This is a genomic window from Streptomyces sp. NA02950, assembly GCF_013364155.1.
Classification (GTDB): domain Bacteria; phylum Actinomycetota; class Actinomycetes; order Streptomycetales; family Streptomycetaceae; genus Streptomyces.
The window spans coordinates 5,718,351-5,735,389 of record NZ_CP054916.1; the positions used below are offsets into that span (position 1 = coordinate 5,718,351).

Below are 17,039 nucleotides of genomic sequence, written 5' to 3' on the forward strand. Positions count from 1 at the left end.
GGTTGGCTGTGCCCGACTTGTCGCAGATCGTGAAGGCGTATGACGTGCGCGGTGTGGTCCCGGACCAGTGGGACGAGCCACTCTCCGAACTCTTCGGCGCGGCCTTCGCCCGGGTGACCGGTGCGAGCGCGATCGTCGTCGGCCATGACATGCGCCCCTCCTCGCCCGGTCTGTCGCGGGCCTTCGCCCGCGGCGCCGCCTCCCTCGGTGTGGACGTGACCGAGATCGGGCTCTGCTCGACCGACCAGCTCTACTTCGCCAGCGGCCATCTCGACCTGCCCGGCGCGATGTTCACCGCCAGCCACAACCCCGCGCAGTACAACGGCATCAAGATGTGCCGGGCGGGCGCCGCGCCCGTCGGCCAGGACTCCGGACTCGCCGAGATCCGCTCGCTGACCGAGGAGTGGGCCGCCACCGGGGCGCCCGAGCCCGCCGCCGCGCCCGGCACCATCACCCAGCGGGACGTGCTCGCCGACTACGCCGCCCATCTGCGCTCGCTGGTCGACCTCACCGCCATCCGGCCGCTGAAGGTCGTCGTGGACGCGGGCAACGGCATGGGCGGCCACACCGTGCCGACCGTCTTCGACGGCCTCCCGCTCGACCTGGACGCCCTCTACTTCGAACTGGACGGCACCTTCCCCCACCACGAGGCCAACCCCCTCGACCCCAAGAACATCGTCGACCTCCAGGCCCGGGTCCGGGAGACCGGCGCCGACATCGGCCTCGCCTTCGACGGCGACGCCGACCGCTGCTTCGTCGTCGACGAGCGCGGCGAGCCGGTGTCGCCCTCCGCCATCACCGCCCTGGTCGCCTCGAGGGAGCTGGCCAAGCACCCGGGCGGAACGATCATCCACAACTGCATCACCTCCTGGTCGGTCCCCGAGGTCGTCGGGGAGAACGGCGGCACTCCCGTCCGCACCCGCGTGGGCCACTCCTTCATCAAGGCCGAGATGGCCCGCACCGGCGCGATCTTCGGCGGAGAGCACTCCGCGCACTACTACTTCCGCGACTTCTGGAACGCCGACACCGGCATGCTCGCCGCGCTCCACGTGCTGGCCGCGCTCGGCGGCCAGGACGGCCCGCTGTCCCAGCTGGTCGAGCAGTACGACCGCTACGCGGCCTCCGGGGAGATCAACAGCACCGTCACCGACCAGACCGCCCGCGCCGAGGCGGTCAAGGCGGCGTACGAGGGCCGCGAGGGCGTCGAGCTCGACGAGTTGGACGGGCTGACGGTCACCGCCGCCGACTGGTGGTTCAACCTCCGCCCCTCCAACACCGAGCCCCTGCTGCGGCTCAACGTCGAGGCCCGCGACGCCGAAACGGTCACCCGCGTCCGCGAGGAGGTCCTCTCCCTGGTCCGCGCCTGACGGACCGGCCTCACCGGTCGGGCCCTCGCCCTCCGGCCCCGCTCGCCCTCACGGCCCCGCGGCCCGCCGGAGGCGGGGCAGCCGCCGGGCGCCCGTCGTGAGGACGGCCGCCCGCTCGGGCACCGGAGGGCGGAGGCCCTGGTGCGTCCTCCGGTGCCGCCGGGCCCTGCCGGTCGGGCGCCGTCTTCGGCTGCGACTGGTGCGGCCCCCTCGCGGCAGGGGGCCCTCGCCGGTCCGGCGGGCGGTCCGTCTGGGGTCCGCCTCTGGCGTCGGGGGCATCCGACTCCGGTGCTTGGCGTCGGACGCGGAAGTCCGGTTCGTTCTCCGGTGCCGCCGGGCCCTGCCGGTCGGGTGTGGTCCTCGGGGGCGGCCGGTGCGGCCCGTCGCGGCACCAGGTCCTCGCCGGTCCGGCGGGGGGTCCGTGGGTCTGCCTTTGGCTCAGGCATCCGACCCGGTCTTTGGTCGTCGGACGGCGGAAGTCCGGTTCGTTCTCCGGTGCCGCCGGGTCCCGCCGCCGGTCGGCAGCCCGTCTTCGGGGGCGGCCGGTGCGGCACCGGACCGCCTCGAGAGCGGCTCGAGGCAGGCCCGCCCCGCCTTGGGGCCTCACCGATCCTGGCAGGACGGCCTGGCGGTAAGTCCGCCTCAGACGTGGGACGGGCCACCGGCTCCACCCTCCGGCGGCGGATGGCGAAGGCCCGGCCCGTTCGCCCGGCCCGGGGCCGCCGCCGGCCGGTCGGCGGTGACCGGCGGCGCCGGGCCGGGCCGACCGAGAGTCCGGGCATTGCCCGGAACCCCGCACCGGGCCCCGGCGGGGCCCGCCGTCCCCGCCGGGGGCCTGCCCGGCGGTACGCTGACCACGCCGGAGTCGTATCCGGCAGGACGCACACCGAAGGGACGCCCCATGCCGCTCGAAGCCGGTCTGCTGGAGATCCTCGCCTGCCCGGCGTGCCACGCCCCGCTGCGCGAGGAACAGACCACGGAGACCCCCGAGCTGGTGTGCACGGGCGAGGGGTGCGGACTCGCGTACCCCGTCCGGGACGGGATCCCCGTGCTGCTCGTCGACGAGGCACGCCGCCCGGCCTGACGGCCGGTCGGACGGCGTCCGGGTCCCGCCGCAGCCGGGCCCCGGTACCGCCGCGCCGCACCCGCACTCCCGCGCGTAACGCCCCGCCACGGCGATCGGAGGCCGAAGCACCATGCTCGACGAATCCCTCCTCGACGCCCCGGAGGCCCTCGCACGGGCCGACACCCGCGGCCTGTTGCGCGGAGCCGCTGAATCCGGGGCCCGGGTCCGTACCGCCGTCCGGCACGCCGCCGAGGCGGGGGTGGGGGATCTCAAACCGGACGGGCGACCGCGCGCGGTCCTGGTCGCCGGGCCGGGGGGAGCCGGAAGCTGCACCGCCGGCCTCCTCGGCGCGCTCAGCGGCGGCAACTGCCCGGTCAGCCTGATCGCCCCCACCGGAGTCGCACCCGCGCCGGGCGCGCTGCACTGGACGCTGCCCGGCTGGGCGGGCCCGCTCGATCTGCTGGTGATCGCGACACCGGACGGTACGGAACCGGGGCTGCCGCTCCTGGTCGAGCAGGCGTACCGGCGGGGCTGTGCACTGGTCGCCGTCGCACCGGGCCACTCACCGCTGGCGGACGCGGTCGCGCAGGCGCGCGGTCTGACGGTGCCGCTGGCCGCGAGCGCCAACTCCTCGGCCCCGTACACCACCAGCCCCTACGCCACCGGCCCGGCCACCACGAGCCGGTACGCGAACGCCGAGCACGGCGCCGCCCCGCAGCCCCCGCGGCCGGAGGGCGCCCCCGCCGAGGGCGCCATCGGTGAGCCCCCGCCGCACGACACCGCCGCCACCCCGCAGCACCAGCACACCGAACCGCCGGGCACCGCGCCCGACGAGGTGACCGGCCCCGCCCTGCCCGGCACGCTCTGGGCCCTGCTCACCCCGCTGCTGGTGCTCGTGGACCGGATCGGCCTGGTGTCCGCGCCGTCCACCGCGCTCCAGCAGGTGGCCGACCGGCTCGACAAGGTCGCCGAGCGCTGCGGTCCGGCCATCGCCACGTACACCAACCCCGCCAAGACGCTCGCGGCCGAGCTGGCCGGGGCGCTTCCCCTGCTGTGGACCGAGGGCCCGCTCGCGGCCGCGGCCGGACGGCGCTTCTCCGGGCTGCTCGCGGCACTCGCCGGGCGGCCCGCGCTGGTGGCCGAGCTGCCCGGGGCGCTGGCCGCGCACGGCACGCTGCTGGCCGGGGCGTTCGCGGGCGGCGCCGACCCCGATGACTTCTTCCGCGACCGGGTCGAGGAGCCCGAGGCGCTGCGGGCCCGGATCGTGCTGCTCCACGAGGAGCCGGTGGGCCGCGTCTCGGCCGTGCCGAACGCGCGGGAGCTGGCCCTCGCCCACGACACGGCGTTCAGCGAGCTCGAGCCCGCCGAGGGCAGCAACCTGCTGGAGAGCGCGGCGGAACTTCTCGCCATCACGGATTTCGCCGCCGTTTACCTCGCGCTCGCTTCGGCGGACAGATCATGAGGCCGTAACCCGCGCACGGGGCGCGGCCCGCCGCACACCACCCGGCTCCGTCCCGTCCGCACCGGATCCCTTCGCAGCAGTCAGGAATCACACCACATGGACCGCCTCGTCAACACCGTGCGCCCCTACGCCTGGGGCTCCACCACCGCGATCCCGGAGCTGCTGGGCGTCCGGCCGACCGGTGAGCCGCAGGCCGAGCTGTGGATGGGGGCGCACCCCGGGGCACCGTCCCGGGTCGACCGGGGCGCGGGCTCGGTCGCGCTCTCCGAGGTGATCGCCGCCGACCCGGACGGCGAACTGGGCGCCGCCGCCGTCGGCCACTTCGGGCCGCGGCTGCCGTTCCTGCTGAAGGTGCTCGCCGCCGCCTCCCCGCTCTCCCTCCAGGTGCACCCGGATCTGGCGCAGGCGAAGGAGGGTTTCGCGGCCGAGGAGGAGCGCGGCGTTCCGATCGACGCCCCGCACCGCAACTACAAGGACGCCAACCACAAGCCCGAGTTGATATGCGCTCTGACGCCGTTCGACGGGCTGTGCGGCTTCCGTGACCCGGATGAGACCGCCGAGCTGCTGGCAGCCCTCGAGGTCGACTCGCTCAAGCCGTACGTCGACATCCTGCACGCCCACCCGGAGTCAAACGCACTGCGCGAGGTGCTCACCGCCGTACTGACCGCCGACCCGGAGGCCATGGCGGACACCGTGCACCAGGCCGCCGTCGCCGCGGAACGGCTCGGCGCGCTCGGCGGCCCGCACGCCCCGGCGTACGCGGCGTACGCCTCCCTCGCCCGCCACTTCCCGGGCGACCCCGGTGTGATCGCGTCCATGCTGCTCAACTTCGTCCGGCTCCAGCCCGGCGAGGCGCTCTACCTCGGCGCGGGCGTTCCGCACGCCTACCTCGACGGGATGGGCGTCGAGATCATGGCCAACTCCGACAATGTGCTGCGGTGCGGCCTGACGCCCAAGCACGTCGACGTCCCCGAGCTGCTGCGGGTGGTCCGCTTCGAGAGCGACACCGCCGGTGTCCTGCGCCCGGAGGCCGACTCGTCCGGCGAGGAGCTGTACGCGACACCGATCGACGAGTTCCGGCTGTCGCGCTACGTCCTCGCCGAGGGCGCCGAGCCGCGTGCGCTGCCCGCCGCCACCCCGCAGATCCTGCTGTGTGCCGCGGGCGCGGTCACCCTGCGCGGCGGTGCGGAGGGTGCGGAGGGGAGCGATGGCGGTGAACTGCGCCTGGCACGCGGGGAGTCGGCGTTCGTCCCGGCGGGCGAGGAGGTCGCGCTGACCGGCGAGGGCACTGTGTTCCGGGCCACATTGGTTGCCTGACGTACGGCTCGGCCGAGCGGCTGGAACAATGGCCCGCCGACGCAGTAAAGCACAGGCAAAACTGCCTTTAGGCGGAAGGGACATTCGGCACATATGAGTGCATCTGGCGGAACCAAGGCGATCGTTGCCGCGCTGGGCGCAAACCTGGCCATCGCCGCAGCCAAGTTCGTGGCGTTCGCCTTCAGCGGCTCGTCGTCGATGCTCGCCGAAGGCGTGCACTCGCTGGCCGACTCGGGCAACCAGGGGCTGCTGCTGCTCGGCGGCAAGAAGGCCAAGCGCGAGGCCACCCCCGAGCACCCCTTCGGCTACGGCCGAGAGCGCTACATCTACGGCTTCCTCGTCTCCATCGTGCTGTTCACCATCGGTGGTGTCTTCGCCCTGTACGAGGGCTACGAGAAGATCCAGCACCCGCATGAGCTGGAGCACTGGTACTGGCCGGTCGGGGTGCTGCTGTTCGCGATCATCGCGGAGGGCTTCTCGTTCCGTACGGCCATAAAGGAGTCCAACGAGGTCCGCGGCAAGCTCACCTGGTCGCAGTTCGTCCGCCGGGCCAAGGCGCCCGAGCTGCCCGTCGTCCTCCTGGAGGACCTCGGCGCGCTGGTCGGTCTGCTCCTCGCGCTCGGCGGCGTCGGGCTCACGCTGCTGACCGGCGACGCCGTCTGGGACGGCATCGGCACCATCTGCATCGGCGTGCTGCTGGTGCTGATCGCCCTGGTGCTCGCGGCGGAGACGAAGTCGCTGCTGCTGGGCGAGGCGGCCGACGCCGAACAGGTCGCGAAGATCCGTGCCGCGCTGGTCGACGGCGAGACCGTCACCGGCCTGATCCACATGCGGACGCTCCACCTCGGCCCCGAGGAACTGCTGGTCGCCGCCAAGGTCGCGGTGCAGCACGACGACACGGCGGCGGAGGTGGCCCGCGCGATCGACGCGGCGGAGGCGCGGGTCCGCGAGGCGGTGCCCATCGCCCGGGTGATCTACCTGGAGCCGGACATCCTCCGGACCGCTGCCTGATCGGTCTCGTCGGAGACGGCCATCGGCCTTCCGGGCCCACGCGGTCACGCGGTCCGGAAGGCCGATGCCGTTTCTCCCGTCTCCGGGTTCTGGGAGGGCGCTACTCGATCTCGCCCAGGACCCGCAGGATCGCCGCCTTGTCCGGAGCGGTCAGCAGCCGCTCCCGGAACTCCGCGGACATCAGCTTCCGCGACAGCAGCGCCAGGATCCGCAGATGCTCATCGCCCGCGGCGGCCTCCGGCACCGAGATCATGAAGATCAGCCGGGCCCTGGTCCCGTCCGGCGCCCCCCATTCGATGCCCTCGTCGGACCGGGCGAAGCCGACCAGGGGAGCGGTCACCGCGTCCGTCTTGGCGTGCGGAATCGCGATCTCCTCGCCGAGACCGGTGGTGCCCTGCTCCTCCCGGGCGAGCGCGGCGCGCACCAGCTCGTCGGCGTCGGCGACCTTGCCGGTGGTGGCGAGCAGGGCGGCCATCGCACGGATCGCGGCGTCCTTGCCGTCGGCGGTCAGCTGCTCCGCGACCGTCCGCTCGGTCAGATAGCCGGACAGCGCCGGGGCACCGCCATCCGCGTCCGCATCCGCGTCCGCGTCCGCATCCGTGTCCGAGGTGGACGGTGACGCGGGGCCGACGGCGGTGGCGGCCGCATCCGCTGCGACGGGCACGGTCGTACGGTCCGGGGCGGCGCTGGCCTTCGCGGCACCCGTACCGCCCCCGCTCCCGCCGCCGCTCGCCACCCCGGCCGGAACCGGCTCGGGGGCAGCCGCGGGCGCCGGGACGAGGCCGCCCGCCCCGGCGACCGCCGCCGTGCTCCCGCCGTTCGCGCCGCGCTGGCCCTGGCCCAGGGACATCAGCGCGATCGTCACCAGCCCGGTGACCGCCGTACCGACGATCACTGCGACGAAGAACATCGGCACCCCGTTGACCGCGCCCAGCACCGCCACGATCGGCCCGCCGTGCGGCACGTTGTCCTCGACCGACGCCAGTCCCGCTATGGCACCGGCCACCGCGCCGCCGAGCATGTTCGCCGGAATGACCCGTGCCGGACGCGCCGCCGCGAACGGAATCGCGCCCTCGGTGATCCCGAAGAAGCCCATGAACAGCGCCGCGAGCCCGGTCTCCCGCTCCTGGTCGTCGAACATCCGGCGACGGATGAGCGTGGCCAGCCCCTGGCCCAGCGGCGGAACCGGAATGGCCGCCGCGCACATACCCATGACCTCAGGGTTCTTGGAGACCAGCCCGGCACCGAAGAGGAACGCCGTCTTGTTGACCGGACCGCCCATGTCGAACGCGATCATCAGCCCGAGGATGATGCCGAGCAGCGCCGCGCTGGTGCCGGTCAGTCCGCCCAGCCAGTCGGTGAGGTGCTCGAAGACCCAGGCGATCGGCTCGCCGAGCACATAGACGAAGAAGAGACCGAGCACCGAGGTCGCCACGATCGGGATCACGATGATCGGCATGATCGGCTGGACGAACGTGGGGACCTTGACCTTCTTGATCCACCGCACCAGATAGCCGGCCAGGAAGCCGGTGACGATCGCTCCGATGAACCCGGCGCCCGCCTCGCTGTCGTACAGCTCGCCATGGGCGGCGATCCATCCGCCGACCATGCCGGGCACCAGCGCGGGCCGGTCGGCGATCGCGTAGGCGATATAGCCGGACAGGATCGGGATCATCAGCTGGAAGCCGATGACGCCGATGTCGTTGACCGCCTTCCAGAAGGAGTCGTCGGGGATGACGATGCCCTTGGACGTCGTGTCACCGCCCAGCGCGAGCGAGACCGCGATCAGCAGTCCGCCGACCACGACAAACGGAATCATGTACGAGACGCCGTTCATGAGCGCCTTGTAGGTGAGGCTGCGCCCCTTGCCGCCACCGGAGTCACCGGAGCCGCCGGACGCCTGGCCCGTCGTACCGGCCGCGCCCCCGCCGTCCCCCTGGTGGACCGGCGCGCTGCGTACCCGCTCGATCAGCCGCTCGGGGTGGTGGATGCCCTCGGCGACTCCGACGACCAGCACCCGCTTGCCGGTGAACCGGCTGCGGTCGACGTCCTTGTCGGCCGCGATGATGATGCCGTCCGCCTCTGTGACATCGTTGTCAGACAGTACGTTCTCGGCCCCGATGGACCCTTGGGTCTCCACCTTCATGCTGTGGCCGAGCGATTCCGCGGCCTGGGCCAGTTTTTCAGCGGCCATATAGGTGTGGGCGATGCCCGTCGGGCAGGCTGTCACCGCGAGCAGCTTGAGCCCTGGACCTCTGGCCCCGGCACCGCCCGGGGGTTCGGCTGGACTGGTCACGTCGTTCTCCTTACGGCGTTCGAGCGGGCGCGGGAGTGTGCAAGCGTCCCCGCGCTCGCGGCATCCTGCAATACATGTGGACGGGATCAAAGAGGCCGGTCGTCCGGACGGGTACACCGCCCGCCCTGGATTCGCGGCCGAAGAGCGCCCGTACGGGCTGGGGATCACTGCGCCGATCGGTGTAGATTCGTGACCGAGCCAGACGTCGCTGCTGATGGCGGTCGGGCGGTCCGTTCCGCGGACCGGCCGAGGGAGAGAGGGCCTCCGACGGACTGCGCAGTGCGAATCCAGGGGACAGGTGTGTCTCGCCGTGTTGCCGACACCCCCTGTCCGCCGACCCGCATGCCCAGCCGAACACTCTCGCTCGCAGCCGATCGATTTCGATGAGGAGCAGCAACTATGACGACAGCCGTCTCCGGTCAGGACTTCAAGGTCGCCGACCTGTCCTTGGCCGCCTTCGGCCGTAAGGAGATCACCCTCGCCGAGCACGAGATGCCCGGCCTGATGGCGATCCGCAAGGAGTACGCCGCCTCCCAGCCGCTGGCGGGCGCGCGGATCACCGGCTCGCTGCACATGACGGTGCAGACCGCGGTCCTGATCGAGACGCTCGTCTCCCTCGGCGCCGAGGTCCGGTGGGCCTCCTGCAACATCTTCTCCACCCAGGACCACGCGGCCGCCGCGATCGCCGTCGGTCCGGACGGCACCCCGGAGAACCCGCGGGGCATCCCGGTGTTCGCCTGGAAGGGCGAGACGCTGGAGGAGTACTGGTGGTGCACCGAGCAGGCGCTGACCTGGCCGGGCACTCCCACCGGCGGCCCCAACATGATCCTGGACGACGGCGGTGACGCCACCCTCCTGGTGCACAAGGGCGTCGAGTACGAGAAGGCCGGTGCCGCCCCGGACGTCTCCACGGCGGAGAACGAGGAGCACCGGGTCATCCTCGAGCTGCTCAACCGCACCATCGCCGAGAGCCCGCAGAAGTGGACCCAGCTGGCCTCCGAGATCCGTGGTGTCACCGAGGAGACCACCACCGGCGTCCACCGCCTCTACGAGATGCAGCGCGACGGCTCGCTGCTCTTCCCGGCGATCAACGTCAACGACGCGGTCACCAAGTCGAAGTTCGACAACAAGTACGGCTGCCGCCACTCCCTGATCGACGGCATCAACCGCGCCACCGATGTGCTGATCGGCGGCAAGGTCGCGGTCGTCTGCGGCTACGGCGACGTGGGCAAGGGCTGCGCCGAGTCGCTCCGCGGCCAGGGCGCGCGGGTGATCATCACCGAGATCGACCCGATCTGCGCGCTCCAGGCGGCGATGGACGGCTACCAGGTCGCCACCCTGGAGGACGTGGTGGAGACGGCCGACATCTTCATCACCACGACCGGCAACAAGGACATCATCCTGGCCTCCGACATGGCCAGGATGAAGCACCAGGCGATCGTCGGGAACATCGGCCACTTCGACAACGAGATCGACATGGCCGGTCTCGCCGCCATCCCGGGCATCGTCAGGGACGAGGTCAAGCCGCAGGTCCACACCTGGACCTTCCCCGAGGGCAAGAAGCTCATCGTGCTGTCCGAGGGCCGGCTGCTGAACCTGGGCAACGCCACGGGCCACCCGTCGTTCGTGATGTCCAACTCCTTCGCGAACCAGACGATCGCGCAGATCGAACTGTTCACCAAGCCGGAGTCCTACCCGACCGACGTCTACGTTCTGCCCAAGCACCTGGACGAGAAGGTCGCCCGGCTGCACCTGGACGCCCTGGGCGCCAAGCTGACCACGCTCCGTCCGGAGCAGGCCAGCTACATCGGCGTTCCGGTCGAAGGCCCGTACAAGCCCGACCACTACCGCTACTGATCACCCGCTACTGATCAATCGGTACTGATCAACGGCCCCCGCCCGTGCGGCGGGGGCCCCGGGGTCCGCCCGGCGCCCCCGTGGCGACCGGGCGGCAGCCCTCGTTCGTCAAGGACCACACCATGCCCCGCGGCCGCTACTCCCTCCACGATCCGCACGACCACACGCCCCTCGGCGAAGAGCACTTCCAGTGCGCACCGGGCCCCAGCGGATGGCGCTACGTCGCCCAGCGCACCTCTCCCTCGGGCGATCACACCGGTTCCGTGGATCTCACCCTCGACGAGCTGGGCCGGCCGCTCCGGCTGGAGCTGCACTCCGCGAGCTGGCAGGTCCGGGGCGCCGCGCTGGATGGGGTGACCTGGGTCCGTATGGACCCCACGGGTGAGCACGCGACCGAGGGCAATGTCGCCGCCCATGGCTTCACCGGCGCCTCTCCGGCCTTTCTCGTCGCGATCTCCCGGCTGCTGCGGCTCACCCCCGGGGCTCCCGCGACCCGCGTCCGGCTGGTCGCGCTGACCGATCCGGTGCTCGCCCCCCGCACCCTGGACCAGTCCTGGGCCCTGGCGGACCGGACGGCACACACCACTGACACCGGCCCACTGACCGTGGACGAATACCAGGTCGGCGAGGTGGACACCGGCGAACAGCACACCGTCCACCTCGCGGGAGACGTGGTGCTGGCCGCCCCTGGTATCGAGCTGGAGGAGCTGGAGAGCCCGCCGTCGAGCTTCGCGGCCTGACGCGGGCGGTGCCCCCGGGAGCTGTGCCCAGCCGGATGTGCGTCGGGCCCGTCTGAGCTGCTACGGTGTTCATCTCCCCGACACCTGTTGACATGGGTGGCACGTGGAGGTAGGTTTTAACGGTTGCGACGAGCAGAGTATGCTCGCCAGCAGCCGTTGGCATCTAAATCGCTCGTCCATGATATCCACGAATGGAATTCCGGCGAGCACCTTTGACCCCGTAGGTAACGCAGAGCCGATTAGGTCGGCCGAAGCGAGTCTGCTAAAGTCAAAACGCGCCGAAAGGCAAAGGCCCTCCAGCGGCCACCAGAATCGGAATGCGGTTCGGAAACGGACCGGAAAACGGATCTGGTAAGGTTGGAAACACCGAAGGGAAGCCCGGAGAAGCCGGTGAAACGGTTTCGAAGGAAGCGTCCGTTCCTTGAGAACTCAACAGCGTGCCAAAAGTCAACGCCAGATATGTTGATACCCCGTCCGCATCGTCGATGTGGTCGAGGTTCCTTTGAAGAAACACACACAGCGAGGACGCTGTGAACCGTCGGACTATTCCTCCGATGGTTCCGCTCTCGTGCAGTGTTGACCGGGATATCCCGGAAGCATTCACGGAGAGTTTGATCCTGGCTCAGGACGAACGCTGGCGGCGTGCTTAACACATGCAAGTCGAACGATGAACCGGTTTCGGCCGGGGATTAGTGGCGAACGGGTGAGTAACACGTGGGCAATCTGCCCTGCACTCTGGGACAAGCCCTGGAAACGGGGTCTAATACCGGATATGACCGCCGACCGCATGGTCTGGTGGTGGAAAGCTCCGGCGGTGCAGGATGAGCCCGCGGCCTATCAGCTTGTTGGTGGGGTGATGGCCTACCAAGGCGACGACGGGTAGCCGGCCTGAGAGGGCGACCGGCCACACTGGGACTGAGACACGGCCCAGACTCCTACGGGAGGCAGCAGTGGGGAATATTGCACAATGGGCGAAAGCCTGATGCAGCGACGCCGCGTGAGGGATGACGGCCTTCGGGTTGTAAACCTCTTTCAGCAGGGAAGAAGCGCAAGTGACGGTACCTGCAGAAGAAGCGCCGGCTAACTACGTGCCAGCAGCCGCGGTAATACGTAGGGCGCGAGCGTTGTCCGGAATTATTGGGCGTAAAGAGCTCGTAGGCGGCTTGTCGCGTCGGATGTGAAAGCCCGGGGCTTAACCCCGGGTCTGCATTCGATACGGGCAGGCTAGAGTTCGGTAGGGGAGATCGGAATTCCTGGTGTAGCGGTGAAATGCGCAGATATCAGGAGGAACACCGGTGGCGAAGGCGGATCTCTGGGCCGATACTGACGCTGAGGAGCGAAAGCGTGGGGAGCGAACAGGATTAGATACCCTGGTAGTCCACGCCGTAAACGTTGGGAACTAGGTGTGGGCGACATTCCACGTCGTCCGTGCCGCAGCTAACGCATTAAGTTCCCCGCCTGGGGAGTACGGCCGCAAGGCTAAAACTCAAAGGAATTGACGGGGGCCCGCACAAGCGGCGGAGCATGTGGCTTAATTCGACGCAACGCGAAGAACCTTACCAAGGCTTGACATACGCCGGAAAACCCTGGAGACAGGGTCCCCCTTGTGGTCGGTGTACAGGTGGTGCATGGCTGTCGTCAGCTCGTGTCGTGAGATGTTGGGTTAAGTCCCGCAACGAGCGCAACCCTTGTCCTGTGTTGCCAGCGGGTTATGCCGGGGACTCACAGGAGACTGCCGGGGTCAACTCGGAGGAAGGTGGGGACGACGTCAAGTCATCATGCCCCTTATGTCTTGGGCTGCACACGTGCTACAATGGCCGGTACAATGAGCTGCGAAGCCGCGAGGTGGAGCGAATCTCAAAAAGCCGGTCTCAGTTCGGATTGGGGTCTGCAACTCGACCCCATGAAGTCGGAGTCGCTAGTAATCGCAGATCAGCATTGCTGCGGTGAATACGTTCCCGGGCCTTGTACACACCGCCCGTCACGTCACGAAAGTCGGTAACACCCGAAGCCGGTGGCCCAACCCCTTGTGGGAGGGAGTCGTCGAAGGTGGGACTGGCGATTGGGACGAAGTCGTAACAAGGTAGCCGTACCGGAAGGTGCGGCTGGATCACCTCCTTTCTAAGGAGCACATGGCCGACTGCGAGCAGATGTCTTGCACGGTTGCTCATGGGTGGAACGTTGACTACTCGGCACTTCCTTGGATGTTTCCTGTCAGTACTGCTTCGGCGTGGAACGCGGAGAAACGATGAGGAGTGTCGGGCACGCTGTTGGGTGTCTGAGGGTATGGGCGGGATTCCGCTTGTTCCTTCGGCCGGTCCCGGTGAACCATGCCAGTGGGTGTGGGTGACGGGTCACGGGTCGTTATTTGAGAACTGCACAGTGGACGCGAGCATCTGTGGCCAAGTTTTTAAGGGCGCACGGTGGATGCCTTGGCACCAGGAACCGATGAAGGACGTGGGAGGCCGCGATAGGCCCCGGGGAGCTGTCAACCGAGCTTTGATCCGGGGGTGTCCGAATGGGGAAACCCGGCAGTCGTCATGGGCTGTCACCCGCTGCTGAACACATAGGCAGTGTGGAGGGAACGCGGGGAAGTGAAACATCTCAGTACCCGCAGGAAGAGAAAACAACCGTGATTCCGGGAGTAGTGGCGAGCGAAACTGGATGAGGCCAAACCGTATGTGTGTGATACCCGGCAGGGGTTGCGCATGCGGGGTTGTGGGAGCTTTCTTGATCGGTCTGCCGGCCGGTCGGTGAGTCAGAAATTGTTGATGTAGGCGAAGGGCATGCGAAAGGCCCGGCGTAGAGGGTAAGACCCCCGTAGCTGAAATGTCAGCAACTTGCTTGAGAGCCACCCAAGTAGCACGGGGCCCGAGAAATCCCGTGTGAATCTGGCGGGACCACCCGCTAAGCCTAAATATTCCCTGGTGACCGATAGCGGATAGTACCGTGAGGGAATGGTGAAAAGTACCGCGGGAGCGGAGTGAAATAGTACCTGAAACCGTGTGCCTACAAGCCGTGGGAGCGTCGCGCAGAGACTTGTCTCTGCGTCGTGACTGCGTGCCTTTTGAAGAATGAGCCTGCGAGTTTGCGGTGTGTTGCGAGGTTAACCCGTGTGGGGAAGCCGTAGCGAAAGCGAGTCCGAAGAGGGCGGTGGAGTAGCACGCTCAAGACCCGAAGCGGAGTGATCTAGCCATGGGCAGGTTGAAGCGGAGGTAAGACTTCGTGGAGGACCGAACCCACCAGGGTTGAAAACCTGGGGGATGACCTGTGGTTAGGGGTGAAAGGCCAATCAAACTCCGTGATAGCTGGTTCTCCCCGAAATGCATTTAGGTGCAGCGTCGTGTGTTTCTTGCCGGAGGTAGAGCACTGGATAGGCGATGGGCCCTACCGGGTTACTGACCTTAGCCAAACTCCGAATGCCGGTAAGTGAGAGCGCGGCAGTGAGACTGTGGGGGATAAGCTCCATGGTCGAGAGGGAAACAGCCCAGAGCATCGACTAAGGCCCCTAAGCGTACGCTAAGTGGGAAAGGATGTGGAGTCGCAGAGACAACCAGGAGGTTGGCTTAGAAGCAGCCATCCTTGAAAGAGTGCGTAATAGCTCACTGGTCAAGTGATTCCGCGCCGACAATGTAGCGGGGCTCAAGCGTACCGCCGAAGTCGTGTCGTTGATACATATAGCCCTAACGGGTGTGTTGACGGGTAGGGGAGCGTCGTGTGCCGGGTGAAGCAGCCGTGTAAGCGAGTTGTGGATGGTTCACGAGTGAGAATGCAGGCATGAGTAGCGATACACACGTGGGAAACGTGTGCGCCGATTGACTAAGGGTTCCTGGGTCAAGCTGATCTGCCCAGGGTAAGTCGGGACCTAAGGCGAGGCCGACAGGCGTAGTCGATGGACAACCGGTTGATATTCCGGTACCCGCTTTGAAGCGCCAACGCTGAACCAGGCGATGCTAAGTCCGTGAAGCCGCCCTGGAGCCTTCGGGCAAAGGGGAGTGGTGGAACCGACGGACCAGACCTGTATTAGGTGAGTGATGGGGTGACGCAGGAAGGTAGTCCAGCCCGGGCGGTGGTTGTCCCGGGGTAAGGGTGTAGCCCGAGGAGCAGGTAAATCCGTTCCTCATATAGGGGTGAGACCTGATGCCGAGCCGATTGTGGTGAAGTGGATGATCCTATGCTGTCGAGAAAAGCCTCTAGCGAGTTTCATGGCGGCCCGTACCCTAAACCGACTCAGGTGGTCAGGTAGAGAATACCGAGGCGTTCGGGTGAACTATGGTCAAGGAACTCGGCAAAATGCCCCCGTAACTTCGGGAGAAGGGGGGCCATTGCTGGTGATCACTCTTGCAGTGTGAGCTGGTGGTGGCCGCAGAGACCAGCGAGAAGCGACTGTTTACTAAAAACACAGGTCCGTGCGAAGCCGTAAGGCGATGTATACGGACTGACGCCTGCCCGGTGCTGGAACGTTAAGGGGACCGGTTAGCTCCATTTCGGTGGGGCGAAGCTGAGAACTTAAGCGCCAGTAAACGGCGGTGGTAACTATAACCATCCTAAGGTAGCGAAATTCCTTGTCGGGTAAGTTCCGACCTGCACGAATGGCGTAACGACTTCTCGACTGTCTCAACCATAGGCCCGGTGAAATTGCATTACGAGTAAAGATGCTCGTTTCGCGCAGCAGGACGGAAAGACCCCGGGACCTTTACTACAGCTTGATATTGGTGTTCGGTTCGGCTTGTGTAGGATAGGTGGGAGACTGTGAACTCTGGACGCCAGTTCAGGGGGAGTCATTGTTGAAATACCACTCTGGTCGTGCTGGATGTCTAACCTGGGTCCGTGATCCGGATCAGGGACAGTGTCTGGTGGGTAGTTTAACTGGGGCGGTTGCCTCCTAAAGGGTAACGGAGGCGCCCAAAGGTTCCCTCAGCCTGGTTGGCAATCAGGTGTTGAGTGTAAGTGCACAAGGGAGCTTGACTGTGAGACTGACGGGTCGAGCAGGGACGAAAGTCGGGACTAGTGATCCGGCGGTGGCTTGTGGAAGCGCCGTCGCTCAACGGATAAAAGGTACCCCGGGGATAACAGGCTGATCTTCCCCAAGAGTCCATATCGACGGGATGGTTTGGCACCTCGATGTCGGCTCGTCGCATCCTGGGGCTGGAGTCGGTCCCAAGGGTTGGGCTGTTCGCCCATTAAAGCGGTACGCGAGCTGGGTTTAGAACGTCGTGAGACAGTTCGGTCCCTATCCGCTGTGCGCGTAGGAGTCTTGAGAAGGGCTGTCCCTAGTACGAGAGGACCGGGACGGACGAACCTCTGGTGTGCCAGTTGTCCTGCCAAGGGCATGGCTGGTTGGCTACGTTCGGGAGGGATAACCGCTGAAAGCATCTAAGCGGGAAGCCTGCTTCGAGATGAGGGCTCCCACCCACTTGATGGGTTAAGGCTCCCAGTAGACGACTGGGTTGATAGGCCAGATATGGAAGCCGGGTGACCGGTGGAGTTGACTGGTACTAATAGGCCGAGGGCTTGTCCTCAGTTGCTCGCGTCCACTGTGTTGGTTCTGAAGTAATGAACCGTGTCCATGTCCGGTTCAACTTTATAGTGTTTCGGTGGTCATTGCGTTAGGGAAACGCCCGGTTACATTCCGAACCCGGAAGCTAAGCCTTTCAGCGCCGATGGTACTGCAGGGGGGACCCTGTGGGAGAGTAGGACGCCGCCGAACAATCTTTAGCCTCGGTCCCGGACACCATGTGTCCGGGACCGAGGCATTTTTGCGTTCAGAACCATCAGAACCACTGCCGCACATTCAGGTTCCACTGGATCGGGTGTTCCACCGGATCGGGTGAAAAGGCATCTGCGCTCTGGCGTGGGGAGGTCCAGGCCGCTCAGAGTGGGTTCAAGGGGGGCCAGTTGACCGGTCGTCAACGGGTCCGGC

The 17,039-nt window shown here is 67.3% G+C and carries 8 protein-coding genes and 3 rRNA genes; 10 read left to right on the forward strand and 1 reads right to left on the reverse strand.

The window, feature by feature from the left end:
* Positions 1 to 8: 8 nt before the first annotated feature.
* The 5 genes from HUT19_RS25025 (at position 9) to HUT19_RS25045 (ending at position 6,223) form a co-directional block, all read left to right on the forward strand.
* Complete coding sequence (locus tag HUT19_RS25025) at positions 9 to 1,367, forward strand: phosphomannomutase/phosphoglucomutase (RefSeq protein ID WP_176182608.1); 1,359 nt, start codon at positions 9 to 11, stop codon at positions 1,365 to 1,367.
* 901 nt (positions 1,368 to 2,268) lie between these two features.
* Positions 2,269 to 2,451: a Trm112 family protein gene (locus HUT19_RS25030; protein ID WP_176182609.1), complete on the forward strand. Its 183-nt coding sequence runs from the start codon at positions 2,269 to 2,271 to the stop codon at positions 2,449 to 2,451.
* Positions 2,452 to 2,563: 112 nt separating this feature from the next.
* Positions 2,564 to 3,895, forward strand: coding sequence for an SIS domain-containing protein (locus HUT19_RS25035; RefSeq protein WP_176182610.1), 1,332 nt, complete (start codon positions 2,564 to 2,566; stop codon positions 3,893 to 3,895).
* Positions 3,896 to 3,991: 96 nt separating this feature from the next.
* Positions 3,992 to 5,212 (forward strand): mannose-6-phosphate isomerase, class I, encoded by a 1,221-nt coding sequence (gene manA / locus HUT19_RS25040; RefSeq protein WP_176182611.1) that lies wholly within the window; start codon positions 3,992 to 3,994, stop codon positions 5,210 to 5,212.
* Between the two features lie 93 nt (positions 5,213 to 5,305).
* Positions 5,306 to 6,223, forward strand: coding sequence for a cation diffusion facilitator family transporter (locus tag HUT19_RS25045; RefSeq protein ID WP_176182612.1), 918 nt, complete (start codon positions 5,306 to 5,308; stop codon positions 6,221 to 6,223).
* Positions 6,224 to 6,323: 100 nt separating this feature from the next.
* On the opposite strand, the gene HUT19_RS25050 is transcribed toward HUT19_RS25045, so the two are convergent.
* Complete coding sequence (locus HUT19_RS25050; RefSeq protein WP_176182613.1) at positions 6,324 to 8,519, reverse strand: fructose-specific PTS transporter subunit EIIC; 2,196 nt, start codon at positions 8,517 to 8,519, stop codon at positions 6,324 to 6,326.
* Positions 8,520 to 8,918: 399 nt separating this feature from the next.
* Between HUT19_RS25050 and ahcY the strand changes: the two genes are divergently transcribed.
* From ahcY to rrf, 5 genes are all read left to right on the forward strand, one after another.
* The gene (gene ahcY / locus HUT19_RS25055) at positions 8,919 to 10,376 is read left to right on the forward strand and encodes an adenosylhomocysteinase (protein WP_176182614.1); all 1,458 of its coding nucleotides are present in this window, start codon (positions 8,919 to 8,921) and stop codon (positions 10,374 to 10,376) included.
* Between the two features lie 122 nt (positions 10,377 to 10,498).
* Complete coding sequence (locus HUT19_RS25060; RefSeq protein ID WP_176187274.1) at positions 10,499 to 11,116, forward strand: hypothetical protein; 618 nt, start codon at positions 10,499 to 10,501, stop codon at positions 11,114 to 11,116.
* A 599-nt stretch (positions 11,117 to 11,715) separates the two neighbouring features.
* A 16S ribosomal RNA gene (locus HUT19_RS25065) occupies positions 11,716 to 13,237 on the forward strand.
* A gap of 279 nt (positions 13,238 to 13,516) precedes the next feature.
* Positions 13,517 to 16,638 (forward strand): 23S ribosomal RNA (locus HUT19_RS25070).
* A gap of 71 nt (positions 16,639 to 16,709) precedes the next feature.
* A 5S ribosomal RNA gene (rrf, locus tag HUT19_RS25075) occupies positions 16,710 to 16,826 on the forward strand.
* Together the 16S, 23S and 5S rRNA genes form the textbook arrangement of a ribosomal RNA operon.
* Positions 16,827 to 17,039: the final 213 nt, after the last annotated feature.